Source organism: Methylocystis sp. (assembly GCF_050251305.1).
In the GTDB taxonomy this organism is placed as follows: domain Bacteria; phylum Pseudomonadota; class Alphaproteobacteria; order Rhizobiales; family Beijerinckiaceae; genus Methylocystis.
This window is the reverse complement of record NZ_JBFWNB010000069.1, coordinates 1-13,928: the sequence shown is the minus strand read 5'-3', so window position 1 is coordinate 13,928 and position 13,928 is coordinate 1. Positions and strand designations below refer to the sequence as shown.

Annotated in this window: 8 protein-coding genes and 1 pseudogene; 2 read left to right on the top strand and 7 right to left on the bottom strand. The window is 64.0% G+C overall.

All coding sequences use genetic code 11. The features are described from left to right. A partial coding sequence (locus AB7F41_RS15985; protein ID WP_428406686.1) for a glycoside hydrolase family 3 C-terminal domain-containing protein occupies window positions 1–1,700 on the top strand: 1,700 nt, incomplete at its 5' end. Between the two features lie 147 nt (window positions 1,701–1,847). Then, window positions 1,848–2,417 carry a L,D-transpeptidase gene (locus tag AB7F41_RS15980; RefSeq protein ID WP_428385421.1) on the top strand — a complete coding sequence of 190 codons (570 nt, stop codon included), beginning with the start codon at window positions 1,848–1,850 and terminating at the stop codon, window positions 2,415–2,417. Here the strand turns inward: AB7F41_RS15980 and yidD are convergent. From yidD to AB7F41_RS15945, 7 genes and pseudogenes are all read right to left on the bottom strand, one after another. Continuing rightward, window positions 2,414–2,770 carry a membrane protein insertion efficiency factor YidD gene (gene yidD / locus AB7F41_RS15975; RefSeq protein WP_428385423.1) on the bottom strand — a complete coding sequence of 119 codons (357 nt, stop codon included), beginning with the start codon at window positions 2,768–2,770 and terminating at the stop codon, window positions 2,414–2,416. The genes AB7F41_RS15980 and yidD overlap by 4 nt on opposite strands. A 134-nt stretch (window positions 2,771–2,904) precedes the next feature. After that, window positions 2,905–3,402: an AAA family ATPase gene (locus AB7F41_RS15970; protein WP_428385425.1), complete on the bottom strand. Its 498-nt coding sequence runs from the start codon at window positions 3,400–3,402 to the stop codon at window positions 2,905–2,907. Window positions 3,403–3,509: 107 nt separating this feature from the next. Beyond that, window positions 3,510–7,688, bottom strand: a complete 4,179-nt coding sequence (gene rpoC, locus AB7F41_RS15965; RefSeq protein WP_428385427.1) for a DNA-directed RNA polymerase subunit beta' — start codon at window positions 7,686–7,688, stop codon at window positions 3,510–3,512. Between the two features lie 140 nt (window positions 7,689–7,828). Next, on the bottom strand, window positions 7,829–11,968 hold the full coding sequence (gene rpoB, locus AB7F41_RS15960) for a DNA-directed RNA polymerase subunit beta (protein ID WP_428385429.1): 4,140 nt from the start codon (window positions 11,966–11,968) through the stop codon (window positions 7,829–7,831). 185 nt (window positions 11,969–12,153) lie between these two features. After that, entirely contained in the window at window positions 12,154–12,537 is a 384-nt protein-coding gene (gene rplL, locus AB7F41_RS15955; protein WP_428385431.1) for a 50S ribosomal protein L7/L12, read from the bottom strand. Window positions 12,538–12,576: 39 nt separating this feature from the next. After that, the gene (rplJ, locus tag AB7F41_RS15950; RefSeq protein ID WP_428385433.1) at window positions 12,577–13,092 is read right to left on the bottom strand and encodes a 50S ribosomal protein L10; all 516 of its coding nucleotides are present in this window, start codon (window positions 13,090–13,092) and stop codon (window positions 12,577–12,579) included. Between the two features lie 728 nt (window positions 13,093–13,820). Next, window positions 13,821–13,928: pseudogene (locus AB7F41_RS15945) on the bottom strand (IS5/IS1182 family transposase); the annotation flags it as partial.

The window sequence follows — 13,928 nt, the reverse complement described above, 5'->3', positions numbered from 1 at the left end:
ATGGCGTGTATCCGTTGGTCGGCGAGAAATTTGCGCACGCCAAGGTGAAGGGCTACCAGGGCGACGACGTCTCGCGATACTATCCGCTGGCGGCGACCGCCAAGAATTTCTGCGCGGGCGGCGCCGCGACCGCCGGACGCGATTACGCCGCCGTTGACGTCTCCGAACGCGCGCTGCACGAAGTCTATCTGCCGCCGTTTCGCGCCGCCGTCGCAGCGGGCTGCGCGACGATCATGACGGCGTTCAACAATGTCAATGGCGCGCCGATGACGGCGCAGAGCCGCTTGTTGAACGGCTATCTGCGGGGCCGGCTCAATTTCGACGGCGTCATTATGAGCGATTACGCGGCGGTCGCCGAGCTTGTGGAACATGGCGTCGCCGCCGATCAGACCGAGGCGGCGGCGATCGCGCTCAACGCCGGCGTCGACATGGATATGGTGAGCGGCGTCTATCTCGCGCATATGCCGGAAGCGCTTGCCCGCGGCCTGGTCGACCCGCGCGCCATCGACGCCGCGGTCGCGCGCGTGCTGCGGTTGAAGGAGCGGCTGGGCCTGTTCGACGATCCCTATCGCGTGGTTCGGCTCGACGACGACGTCAAGGACACGCATCGGGCGCTCGCTCGCGACGCCGGGCGGCGGTCTGCGACTCTCCTCGTCAATCGCGGGATCCTGCCGTTTGCCGCCGACATACGCCGGATCGCGGTCATCGGCCCTCTGGCGGACGCCGGCGCCGAGATGCTCGGTCCGTGGTTCGCGGCGGGCGCCGCCGAGAATTGCGTCACGATTTTCGAAGGGCTGCGTCGCGCTTTGCCGAATTGCGAGATCGCGCATCACAGCGGCGTGGCGATCGAGGGCGACGACGAGAGCGGTGTCGTCCCCGCCGTGGCGCTGGCGGAAGGCGCCGACGCCGTCGTGCTTTGTCTGGGCGAGTCGGCGGGCATGAGCGGCGAGGCCGCCTGCCGCGCCGCTCTCGGTCTTCCCGGGGAGCAGCGCCGGCTCGCGGAGCGCGTCATGAGCGCCGGCGCGCCGACGATCGCGCTCCTGTCCAGCGGGCGGCCGTTGACCGTCCCCTGGCTGTTCGAACGCGCGCAGGCGGTCGTCGCCACATGGTTTCTCGGCGACAGGGCGGGCGAAGCGATCGCCGACATTCTGACGGGCCGCTTCAATCCTTGTGCGCGGCTCGCCGTCAGTTGGCCGCGCGCGGTCGGGCAAATCCCGATCTTCTATGCGGCGGGTTCGACGGGGCGGCCTTTCGACGCCGCCAATTCCTACACGAGCCGATATCTCGACTGTTCGAATGAACCACAGTTTCCCTTCGGCCACGGTCTCTCTTTTGCGCGCACAACCTTGTCGAACCTGCGCGCCGACGGTCGCGAACTGACGACGAGTCGATCGACGAGGATCAGCGTCGATGTGCAGAACGAAAGCGACGTCGCGACGGAGGAAACGATCTTTCTCTTTGCGCGCGACAGAGACGCGCGCGTGGCGCGCCCGCTGATGGAGCTGAAGGATTGGAGGAAGGTCGTTCTGGCGCCCCAACAACCCGCAACCGTCGAGTTCGCGCTGAGCGCGGCGGCGTTCGCGTTTCCTGGCGAGGATATGGAGCCTGTCGTTGAGCCGGGCGACGTCGATATCTTCGTTGGACTGAGCGCGGATGCGGCGACGCTGCTTTCAGCGCGTCTGCGCATTGTTTCCGCTTAGCGCGGCGAACACGCGACGTCAGCGCGCGTCTCGTCCGACAGGCCGGACCTTGGCTGATGGTCGGATTCTCGTGACAGCGCGGAAGATGTCCCGAATTCAGCCATAATCGCCCAAAAAGCTCTCGGCGCGGCTTTGGGGAGATCAGTTATGCGTCGAACATGCGGATCGATCGGTCTTGCCGCCTTTCTCGTCGCGGCGGCGCCGGCGCTCGCCTTTGACAGTCCGATCAGTCGCGGCCCGCTCGCCGACTTCCTCAATGTGTTTCGCCAGCAGGCGATACCGCGGCAGGTGGTCGAATGGCGTCATCCTCAATATAAGCGCGGCACGGTCGTCATCTCGACCAAGGAGCGCCGGCTCTATTATGTGCTCGGCGACAAACGCGCCATCGAATATGGCGTCGGCGTCGGCCGGATGGGCTTCACCTGGTCCGGCGTGAAAACGATTTCGCGCAAACGCGAGTGGCCGGACTGGAGCCCGCCGCCGCAGATGCTCAAGCGCAGGCCGGACCTGCCGCGCCATATGGCCGGCGGCATGGACAATCCGCTGGGCGCGCGTGCGCTGTATCTCGGCTCGAGCCAATACCGCATTCATGGCTCCAACGAGCCGGATACGATCGGCGCCGCCGTATCCTCGGGCTGCATCCGCATGACCAACAGGGATGTCGTCGATCTCTACGGCCGCGTTAAAGTCGGGACCAAAGTCGTCGTGCTCAATTAAGGGCGGCCGGCGCCCGTCCTGTCCCGGGGCTCGACGGCTTCGCAGATCGGGCGCTGCCGCCAGACGCCGTAGCGCCAGGGCGTGAGCGGGCTCGCATCGGCGCGCAGCCGCTCGGGCACGGGATCGAATCCGGCGCCGCCGCCTGGCCGGCAGCGGCAGATGCGCGCGAAGCCCATCCAGCCGCCGGCCCATAGGCCATATTTCGCGATCGCCTCGTCGGCGTATTCGGAGCAGGTCGGCGCATAGCGGCAGAAACGCCCCGCGACCATCGAGAAGGTCACGCGGTAGAACAGGATCAGCGCGCGCGCCGCGCGGGCGGGGAGGGATCGCAGCAGAGAAAGCAGGTTCGGCACAACCGCAATCTATTTCCGCCGGACGCGAATCTGAAGGGCGCGCGCGTCATTTGCCGAGCCTGAGCGAGACGGCTCTATCGCATCAAGAGCGGCACGCAATGTTCGGCGCGCAGGAGGCATTGGGCGGGGATGCATCAGTCCGATTCTCGATAGACAATGGTATTGAAACCCTCAGCCGGCGCCGGGGGCGTAAAATAGCTCGTGATCAAATCGAACTGATTGTCTGTTACCAGGAACTCATGCTCGCCGCGAGCATAGCGCGCATGCATGCGCGCTCTACAAAGAGCGTCTGAAGCCTTGAGATAGTGAAGCTCATGCGCGACGCCGGCGTTCTCGAAAATGCCGTGCATCCATTGCCGTGTCGCGACGGTGTTCGCCGGAAAATCCAGCACGACCGACAGTCCCGCGCGCAGCACATCCTCAATATGCGGGCCCATCACATCGCGGATGCGCGCCGAGTAACGCGCATAATCTTCTATCGACTGTAGCTCGGGGCCGTAGAGGCGCTTAATCCATCTGTCCTCGCTGACCAGCAAGGTCGCCGGCGCCGCGGCGAGCCGATTGCAGAGCGTCGATTTTCCGGCCGCGATCTTGCCGCAGACCAAATGGAGGGTGGGTTGATCAGTGATCATGGTCGTCATCCGCCACGTCGGAATTTCGAAAACGAAACGCGGCGCTCTATCGAAAAAGGCCGCCCGGTGCCGGGCGGCCTTTTCGATGTTCAGCGCTTTGCGTCGGTTCACTCCGCCGGCGGCAGCGCCGGGGCGGGTTCGGCCGTTTCGGCGCGCTGCTCGATGATGAGCTCGTCGCGTCCGCCGGCGATGGAGCGGAACTTCGCCATCGCCGCGCCGGTGCCGGCCGGGATCAGACGGCCGACGATGACGTTCTCCTTGAGCCCGACGAGCGGATCGATCTTGCCGTTGACGGCGGCTTCGGTGAGCACGCGCGTCGTCTCCTGGAAGGAGGCCGCCGAGAAGAAGGAGCGCGTCTGCAGCGAGGCCTTGGTGATGCCGAGCAGCACCGGCGTGCCGCTCGCGGGCTTGCCGCCGTTCTCGATCGCCTTGGCGTTCGCCTCTTCGAGCTCCAGCTTGTCGACCTGCTCGCCTTCGAGGAAGCCGGTGTCGCCGGGATCGACGATGTCGATCTTCTGCAACATCTGACGCACGATCACTTCGATGTGCTTGTCGTTGATGTTGACGCCCTGCAGCCGGTAGACCTCCTGGATCTCGTTGACGAGGTAAGCCGCAAGCTCCTCCACGCCCTTGATCGCCAGAATGTCGTGCGGCGCCGGATTGCCGTCAACGATGTAGTCGCCTTTTTCGACGACGTCGCCGTCCTGAAGGTGAATGTGCTTGCCCTTCGGGATCAGATATTCGACGGGCTCCGCGCCTTCTTCCTGCGGGACGATCGAGAGCCGCTGCTTGTTCTTATAGTCCTTGCCGAACTGCACGACGCCGGAGATTTCCGCGATGATCGCGTGATCCTTCGGACGGCGCGCTTCGAACAGCTCCGCGACGCGCGGCAGACCGCCGGTGATGTCGCGCGTCTTGGCGCTCTCCACCGAAATACGCGCGACAATGTCGCCCGCCTTCACCGTGCCGCCGGGCTCGACCGCGATGATCGAGTCGACAGGCAGGAGATAGCGGGCGTCGCCGCCGCGGGCGAGTTTCGCGATCTTGCCATCCTCGCTCTTGATGACGATCGCCGGCTTGAGGCTCGCGGAACGCATGTTCAGGCGCCAGTCCATGACCATGCGCTTGGCGATGCCGGTCGATTCGTCGGCGGTTTCCGACATCGACTGGCCTTCGACGAGATCCTCGAAGCCGATCGTGCCGTCGACTTCGCTGATGATCGGCCGCGTATAGGGGTCCCACTCGGCGATTCGCTGGCCGCGCTTTACCTTGTCGCCTTCGTCGACCTTCAGCTTGGCGCCGTATTGGATGCGGTTGACCGCGCGCTCCTCGCCGTTCGGGCCGAGGACCACCACGGCGACGTTGCGCGCCATGACGATCAGGTCGCCGTCCGAGTTGCGGGCGACATGGCGGTTACGCACATGCACCGTTCCCTCGAAGTTCGACTCGAAGAAGGACTGGTCGGCCAGCTGCGCCGCGCCGCCGATGTGGAAGGTGCGCATGGTGAGCTGCGTGCCCGGCTCGCCGATCGACTGCGCCGCGATGACGCCGACGGCCTCGCCCATGTTGACGGGGGTGCCGCGCGCGAGATCGCGTCCGTAGCACTTGGCGCAAACGCCGTTCTTGGCCTCGCAGGTCAGCACCGAGCGGATCTTCACCTCCTGAATGCCGGCGGCGTTGATCGCGTCGATATGCTGCTCCTGGATCATCTCGCCGGCGGGCACGATGACGGTCTTGCCGTCCTGCGACATCAGATCCTCGGCCGCGGTGCGTCCGAGAATGCGCGAGGCCAGCGAGGCGACCACCTGGCCTGCGTCGATGATCGCGCGCATGCGGATGCCGCTTTCGCTGCCGCAGTCGACCGACGAGATGATCGAATCCTGCGCGACGTCGACGAGGCGGCGCGTCAGATAGCCCGAGTTCGCCGTCTTCAACGCCGTGTCGGCGAGGCCCTTGCGGGCGCCGTGCGTGGAGTTGAAGTATTCAAGGACGGTGAGGCCCTCCTTGAAGTTCGAGATGATCGGGCTCTCGATGATCTCGCCTGAAGGCTTGGCCATCAGGCCGCGCATCGCCGCGAGCTGCTTCATCTGCTGCGGCGAGCCGCGCGCGCCGGAATGCGACATCATGTAGATCGAGTTGATCGGCATGTCGCGGCCGTGCTCGTCTTTGCGCACCGCGGAGATGCGTATCATCATCTCCTCGGCGAGCTTGTCCGTGCACTTCATCCAGGCATCGACAACCTTGTTGTATTTCTCGCCCTGGGTGATGAGGCCGTCGTTGTACTGCTGCTCATATTCCTTGGCGGCGGCGCGCGTCTCGGAGACGATCTTCTCCTTGGTCTCCGGCACGACCATGTCGTCCTTGCCGAAGGAGATGCCCGCCTTGAAGGCTTCGCGGAAGCCGAGCGCCATGATGCGGTCGCAGAAGATGACCGTCTCCTTCTGACCGCAGTTGCGGTAGACGGTGTCGATCATGTTCGAGATTTCCTTCTTGGTCATCAGCTTGTTGACGACGTCGAAGGGGATCTTGATGTGTTTGGGCAGCAGCTGGCCAAGCATCATCCGGCCCGGAGTCGTGTCGAAAATCTTCGACACGCGCTTGCCTTTCTCGTCCCAGGTCCAGGCGCGGCCCTTGATCTTGCTGTGCAGCGTGATCGCCTTGGCGGCGAGCGCATGCTCGATCTCGCCCTGGCTCGAGAAGGCCATGCCCTGTCCGGGCTCGCCATCGCGGTCAAGCGTCAGATAATAGAGGCCGAGAACGATGTCCTGCGACGGCACGATGATCGGCTGACCATTGGCCGGATGCAGAATGTTGTTCGTCGACATCATCAGGACGCGCGCTTCGAGCTGCGCTTCAAGCGACAGCGGCACGTGCACGGCCATCTGGTCGCCGTCGAAGTCGGCGTTGAAGGCGGCGCAGACGAGCGGATGCAGCTGGATCGCCTTGCCCTCGATCAGCACCGGCTCGAAGGCCTGAATGCCGAGGCGGTGCAGCGTCGGCGCGCGGTTCAGCAGCACCGGATGCTCGCGAATGACCTCGTCGAGGATGTCCCAGACTTCGGGCTTCTCCTTTTCGACGAGCTTCTTCGCCTGCTTCACGGTCGCCGAATAGCCCTTGGCGTCGAGGCGCGAATAGATGAAGGGTTTGAACAGCTCCAGCGCCATCTTCTTCGGCAGGCCGCACTGATGCAGCTTCAGCTCGGGACCGACGACGATCACCGAGCGGCCGGAATAGTCGACGCGTTTGCCGAGCAGGTTCTGGCGGAAGCGGCCCTGCTTGCCCTTCAGCATGTCGGCGAGCGACTTCAGCGGACGCTTGTTGGCGCCCGTGATCACGCGGCCGCGGCGGCCGTTGTCGAACAGCGCGTCGACGGCCTCCTGCAGCATGCGCTTCTCGTTGCGGATGATGATGTCCGGCGCGCGCAGTTCGATCAGCCGCTTCAGACGATTGTTGCGGTTGATGACGCGGCGGTAGAGATCGTTCAGATCAGAGGTCGCGAAGCGGCCGCCGTCGAGCGGCACGAGCGGGCGCAGATCCGGCGGGATGACCGGGATCTCTTTCAGGATCATCCACTCCGGGCGGTTGCCCGACTGAATGAACGCCTCAATGATCTTCAGGCGCTTGGCGAGCTTCTTCGGCTTGAGCTCCGTCTTCGCCTCGGCGATCTCCTGACGCAGCGACGCGGCGATCGCCTCCAGGTCCATCGACTCGAGGAGCTTGCGGATCGCCTCGGCGCCGATCATGGCCGTGAACGTGTCCTGGCCATATTCATCCTGCGCGCGCAGATACTCCTCTTCCGACAGCAGCTGACGCTCCTTGAGCGGCGTCAGGCCCGGATCGATGACGATGTAGGACTCGAAATAGAGGATGCGCTCGAGATCCTTGAGCGTCATGTCGAGCAGCAGACCGATGCGCGACGGCAGCGACTTCAGGAACCAGATGTGGGCGACGGGCGCGGCCAGCGAGATGTGGCCCATGCGGTCGCGCCGCACGCGCGCGAGGGTGACCTCGACGCCGCACTTCTCGCAGATCACGCCCTTGTATTTCATTCGCTTATATTTGCCGCACAGGCACTCATAGTCCTTGATCGGACCAAAGATGCGCGCGCAGAACAGGCCGTCGCGTTCGGGCTTGAACGTGCGGTAGTTGATCGTCTCGGGCTTTTTGATTTCGCCGAACGACCAGGAGAGAATCTTCTCCGGGCTCGCGATCGAAATCTGAATCTGGTCGAAGGCCTGCGTCGCCACGACCGGATTGAAGAGATTCATCACCTCTTGCTGATTCATGGTCTTCTCCTAAGGCGCCGCGGGCCGGCTACTGGCCGTGATCCGCGCGCCGCAAATCTCAATTCGGGCCGTCATGACGCAACGCGAAGCGACGGAAGCGCGCCAGTCCTTGGATGGCTTCGCTTCGCGCGCGATGACGTCTATTCCGCCGCCTCTGCCGGCGCAGTCTCCTGCTCTTCCTCTTCCGGCTCCGCGTTGGTCAGCTCGACGTTCAACGCCAGCGAGCGCATTTCCTTGATGAGCACGTTGAAGCTCTCCGGAATGCCCGACTCGAAGGTGTCGTCGCCGCGCACGATCGACTCATAGACCTTGGTGCGGCCGGCGACGTCGTCCGACTTCACGGTCAGCATCTCCTGCAGCGTGTAGGCGGCGCCATAGGCTTCGAGCGCCCAGACCTCCATTTCGCCGAAACGCTGGCCGCCGAACTGCGCCTTGCCGCCCAGCGGCTGCTGGGTGACGAGCGAGTAGGGGCCGATGGAGCGCGCGTGAATCTTGTCGTCGACGAGGTGATGCAGCTTCAGCATATAGATGTAGCCGACGGTCACCTTACGGTCGAAGGTCTCGCCGGTGCGGCCGTCGAACAGCGTCACCTGGCCGGAGGACGCCAGTCCCGCCTTCTCCAGCATGTCGACGATGTCCTTTTCGCGCGCGCCGTCGAAGACCGGCGTCGCAATCGGAACGCCGCGCTTCAGATCCCTGCCGACGTCGACAAGGCTCTTGTCGTCGAGCGAGGCGAGTTCGGGATCTTCGCCATAGACTTCGGTCAGCTTCTTGCGCAGAGGCTTGATGTCCTTGTCGCGATAATAGGCGTCGACCGCCTGGGCGACCTGCCGGCCGAGACCGGCGCAGGCCCAGCCGAGATGCGTCTCGAGAATCTGTCCGACGTTCATGCGGCTCGGCACGCCGAGCGGATTGAGCACGATGTCGACCGGCGTGCCGTCCTCGAGGAAGGGCATGTCTTCCTGTGGCACGATGCGCGAGACGACGCCCTTGTTGCCGTGACGGCCGGCCATCTTGTCGCCGGGCTGGATCTTGCGCTTCACCGCGACGAAGACCTTGACCATCTTCATCACGCCGGGCGGCAGTTCGTCGCCGCGCTGCAGCTTCTCGACCTTATCGAGGAAGCGGTTCTCGAGCCCCTTCTTCGACTCGTCATATTGCTTGCGCACGGCTTCGATCGACGTCATCAGCGCATCGTCTTCGATGACGAAGGTCCACCACTGCGAGCGGGGATATTCGTCGAGGGTCGCCTGCGTCAGCGCCTCGCCCTTCCTGAAGGACTTCGGGCCGGCGATGGCGACCTTGCCGATCAGCGTCTCGGCGAGACGCGCATAGACGTTGCGGTCCAGAATCGCGAGCTCGTCGTCGCGGTCCTTGGCGAGACGCTCGATCTCCTCGCGCTCGATCGCCTGGGCGCGCTCGTCCTTCTCGACGCCGTGGCGATTGAAGACGCGCACTTCGACGATCGTTCCCTGAACGCCCGGCGGCACGCGCAGCGACGTGTCGCGCACGTCCGAGGCCTTTTCGCCGAAGATGGCGCGCAGAAGCTTTTCTTCCGGCGTCATCGGGCTTTCGCCCTTGGGCGTGATCTTGCCGACGAGAATGTCGCCCGCCTGCACCTCGGCGCCGATGTAGACGATGCCCGCCTCGTCGAGATTCTTCAGCGTCTCTTCGGAGACGTTCGGAATGTCGCGCGTGATCTCTTCCGGACCGAGCTTGGTGTCGCGCGCCATCACCTCGAATTCATCGATGTGAATCGAGGTGAACACGTCGTCCTTGACGATGCGTTCGTTGAGAAGGATCGAGTCCTCGAAGTTGTAGCCGTTCCACGGCATGAAGGCGACGAGCACATTGCGTCCGAGCGCCAGATCGCCAAGGTCGGTCGACGGACCGTCGGCGATGATGTCGCCCTTCTGCACCAGATCGCCGACGCGAACGAGCGGCTTCTGGTTGATGCAGGTCGACTGGTTCGAGCGCTGGAACTTCATCAGCCGATAGATGTCGACGCCGGGCTTGCCCGGATCGAGTTCTTCGGTCGCGCGGATGACGATGCGGGTTGCGTCGATCTGGTCGACCACGCCGGTGCGGCGCGCCGAAATGGCGGCGCCCGAGTCGCGCGCGACGATCGGCTCCATGCCGGTGCCGACGAGCGGCGCGTCGGCCTTCACCAGCGGCACCGCCTGGCGCTGCATGTTCGAACCCATCAGCGCGCGGTTGGCGTCGTCGTTCTCGAGGAACGGAATCAGCGCCGCGGCCACCGAGACGAGCTGCTTGGGCGACACGTCCATCGCGTCGACCTTCTCGCGCGGCACGAGCATCACGTCGCCGGCGTGACGGCAGAGCACGAGGTCTTCCGTCAGATTGCCGTCCTTGTCGACGGGCGCATTCGCCTGCGCGACATGATATTTCGCCTCCTCCATCGCCGACAGATAGGCGACTTCGCCCGTCACCTTGCTGTCGCGCACGCGGCGGTAAGGCGCTTCGATGAAGCCGTATTTGTTGACGCGGGCGAAGGTCGCGAGCGAATTGATCAGGCCGATGTTCGGACCTTCCGGCGTTTCGATCGGGCAGATGCGGCCGTAATGCGTCGGGTGCACGTCGCGCACCTCGAAGCCGGCGCGCTCGCGCGTCAGGCCGCCCGGACCAAGCGCCGAGAGACGACGCTTATGCGTGATCTCCGACAGCGGATTGGTCTGGTCCATGAACTGCGACAGCTGCGACGAGCCGAAGAACTCGCGCACCGCGGCGGCCGCCGGCTTGGCGTTGATCAGGTCCTGCGGCATGACCGTGTCGATATCGACCGACGACATGCGCTCCTTGATGGCGCGCTCCATGCGCAACAGGCCGAGGCGATACTGATTCTCCATCAGTTCGCCGACCGAACGCACGCGGCGGTTGCCGAGATGATCGATGTCGTCGATCTCGCCGCGGCCGTCGCGCAGGTCGACGAGCGCCCTGACCACCGCGACGATGTCTTCGCGACGCAGAGTCCGCATCGTGTCGGGCGCGTCGAGATCGAGGCGCATGTTCATCTTCACGCGACCGACGGCCGAGAGGTCGTAGCGTTCCGCGTCGAAGAACAGCGAATGGAACATGGCTTCCGCCGTGTCCATCGTCGGCGGCTCGCCCGGACGCATGACGCGATAGATGTCGAACAGCGCTTCCTCGCGGCTCGAATTCTTGTCGACGGCGAGCGTGTTGCGGATGTAGGGGCCGACATTGATATGGTCGATGTCGAGCACCGGCAGTTCGTCGAAGCCTTTTTCGATCAGCGTCGGCAGCGTCTTGACGGTGATCTCGTCGCCCGCTTCCGCGAAAATTTCGCCGGTGCTGGGGTCGAAGAGGTCCTGCGCGAGATATTGGCCGTAGAGGTCCTCGGGCGCGACGCGGACCGCCTTCACGCCCTTTTCGGCGAGTTGACGGGCGGCGCGCACGGCGAGCTTCTTGCCGGCTTCGAGAATGACCTGGCCGGTGTCGGCGTCGATCATGTCGGTGGTCGCCTTGACGCCCTTCATCCGTTCGGCGTCGAACGGCATGCGCCAGTTTTCGCCGTCCTGCGTGTAGAGGATGGTCTTGTAGAAGGTCGACAGGATTTCTTCGCCGTCGAGGCCGAGCGCGAACAGCAGGGACGTCACCGGAATCTTGCGGCGACGGTCGATGCGCGCATAGACGATGTCCTTGGCGTCGAACTCGATATCGAGCCAGGACCCGCGATAGGGGATGATGCGCGCGGCGAACAGCAGCTTGCCCGACGAATGGCTCTTGCCCTTGTCGTGGTCGAAGAACACGCCCGGCGAGCGATGCATCTGCGAAACGATGACGCGTTCGGTGCCGTTGACGATGAAGGTGCCGTTCGACGTCATGAAGGGCATGTCGCCCATGTAGACGTCCTGCTCCTTGATGTCCTTGACCGACTTCGCCTGCGTGTCGGGGTCGACGTCGAACACGATGAGCCGCAGCGTCACTTTGAGCGGCGCGGCGTAGGTCATGCCGCGCTGGCGGCATTCGTCGACGTCGTATTTCGGCTGCTCGAACTCGTAGCGCACGAATTCGAGAAGGGAGACTTGCGAGAAGTCGGAGATCGGAAAGACGGACTTGAAGACAGCCTGCAGCCCCTCGTCAGGACGGCCGCCTTTCGGCTCGTCGACAAGGAGGAACTGATCGTAGGAGGCCTTCTGGACCTCGATCAGATTGGGCATCTCCGCGGCTTCGCGGATATGACCGAAGAATTTGCGGATGCGCTTGCGACCGGTGAACTTTCTCGCCGACGTCTGAGCCATGTCGCCTTTCGAGCCTCTTTCTTCTGAGGGCCGACCGTCCCGCTGCGAGAGGTCCTTTGCCCGTCAGGCGCTCTTCTATGCGGCGTGGGTCCGCGTCTGTGAGCGCCTTCTTGTTTGTTGGCCGCAGCCCCGGAGTCCGGGACTGCGGCGATCGCGGCGCCGCCGGAACATGGCGGCGAAGGGAATTACTTGAGTTCGATCTTGGCGCCGACCTTCTCGAGGGCGGCCTTGATCTTCTCGGCTTCTTCCTTGCTCGCGCCTTCCTTGAGCGGCTTGGGCGCGCCTTCGACCAGATCCTTGGCCTCCTTCAGGCCGAGGCCGGTGATCGCGCGGACCTCCTTGATGACCTCGATCTTCTTGTCGCCGGCCGCGGCCAGGATCACGTTGAACTCGGTCTTCTCCTCGGCGGCCGGGGCGGCGGCTCCGCCGCCCGCGCCAGGCGCGGCGGCGACGGCGACGGCCGCGGCGGCCGAGACGCCCCACTTCTCTTCGAGCATCTTGGCGAGTTCAGCCGCCTCGAGAACGGTGAGGGCCGAGAGGTCTTCGACGATCTTTTCCAGATTTGCCATGATTGACGTCCTTTGAATTTGGTTCTGCGTGATGGCCTCTTAGGCCGCGTCTCGGTTGGCGTAGGCTCCGAACACGCGCGCCAGCTTGGCGGCCGGCGCGGTGGAGAGCTGAGCGATCTTCGTCGCGGGCGCCTGGATGAGGCCCACGAGCTTGCCGCGCAGTTCGTCGAGGGACGGCATCGTCGCGAGCGACTTGACGCTGTCCGGATTCAGAGCAGTCTTGCCCATGGCGCCGCCGAGGATGACAAACTTGTTGTGATCCTTAGCGAAGGCCACGGCGACTTTCGGCGCCGCCACCGGATCGTCCGAATAGGCGATCAGGGTCGGCCCCTTGAGCAGGGGCGCGATGGAGGCGACGTCGGCGCCATCGAGAGCGATCTTGGCGAGGCGGTTCTTTGCGACCTGGACCGTCGTCCCAGCTTCGCGCGCCTGCTTGCGCAGGGTTTGCAACTGGGCCACGGTCAGGCCGGAGTAGTGAGCGACGACGACGACGCCGGTCTTCGAAAAGACTTCGCGCAACGCCGCGACCGCTTCCTTTTTCTCCGCTCTGTCCACGGTTGCTCTCTCTAACGGGCGGGGAAATCCCGCCGGTTGCGACATGCCGCTTGCTTGAGGCAAGCGGCGCCGTAGATCCTGTCCCCGTCACGGCGAGCCGCGGCGGTTGAAGGGGCGCGAACCAAATTCGAAGGACGCTGGCGGGACGAGCCGTTTGCGCCTTTAAAATTCCGGTTTCCCCGTCTATGCAGGCCGCCATCCGGGAACGGATCGCTCCGTCCCCATCCGGCCGATTGAGCCGCTGCAGGGCCAAAAGCCCCTTGCGTGCGCCGGCAGTCTCGGACAGGACATGGCCGGACAGGACACGAGGGCTACCCCCGGGTCCGCCGGCCTATCCACCGCCTTTTCCTAAGTCCTTGTAGCGACTTGGGTCGAGGCGGAAGCTCAAATCTGAAAACGGGGCCGCAGGTCGATTGGCCAGCCCCGGAGGGCCTTATTTAAGGGGGCCGGAGCGGTTTGCCAAGGGGTATTTACGATTCCGTGCAATTTAAGACGCGCGTTATGCTACCGGTGATTCTTCGTGCCCGGGGTTGCCTACTTTGGAAGTCCAATCTGCATTGTCGTCAGAGCATTACGGGGATCGATCACTCAGATCGAATGCCGCAAGCAGAGTACGTGTCGTCAGTCAAACGAACTTGATCATTAAGGGGAACGTGGAGGAGTTACAGCCAGAACTCATGCGGCAGAGCTTGAGCTGGCTCGAACGGAGGGCTAGGTCGTGTGGACAGTTATCGCATCCACAGGACGATTGCGGCGATTGTTATGACTGCCCGATAATTTTGGGCGGTCTTCTCGAAACGGGTTGCGACGCGGCGGAACTGCTTGAGTTTTGAGAA

Coding starts and splice junctions, on each gene's coding strand:
- rpoC (WP_428385427.1), bottom strand. CDS start 7,688: ATGAATCAGCAAGAGGTGATGAATCTCTTCAATCCGGTCGTGGCGACG.
- rplL (WP_428385431.1), bottom strand. CDS start 12,537: ATGGCAAATCTGGAAAAGATCGTCGAAGACCTCTCGGCCCTCACCGTT.
- rpoB (WP_428385429.1), bottom strand. CDS start 11,968: ATGGCTCAGACGTCGGCGAGAAAGTTCACCGGTCGCAAGCGCATCCGC.
- AB7F41_RS15980 (WP_428385421.1), top strand. CDS start 1,848: ATGCGTCGAACATGCGGATCGATCGGTCTTGCCGCCTTTCTCGTCGCG.
- AB7F41_RS15970 (WP_428385425.1), bottom strand. CDS start 3,402: ATGATCACTGATCAACCCACCCTCCATTTGGTCTGCGGCAAGATCGCG.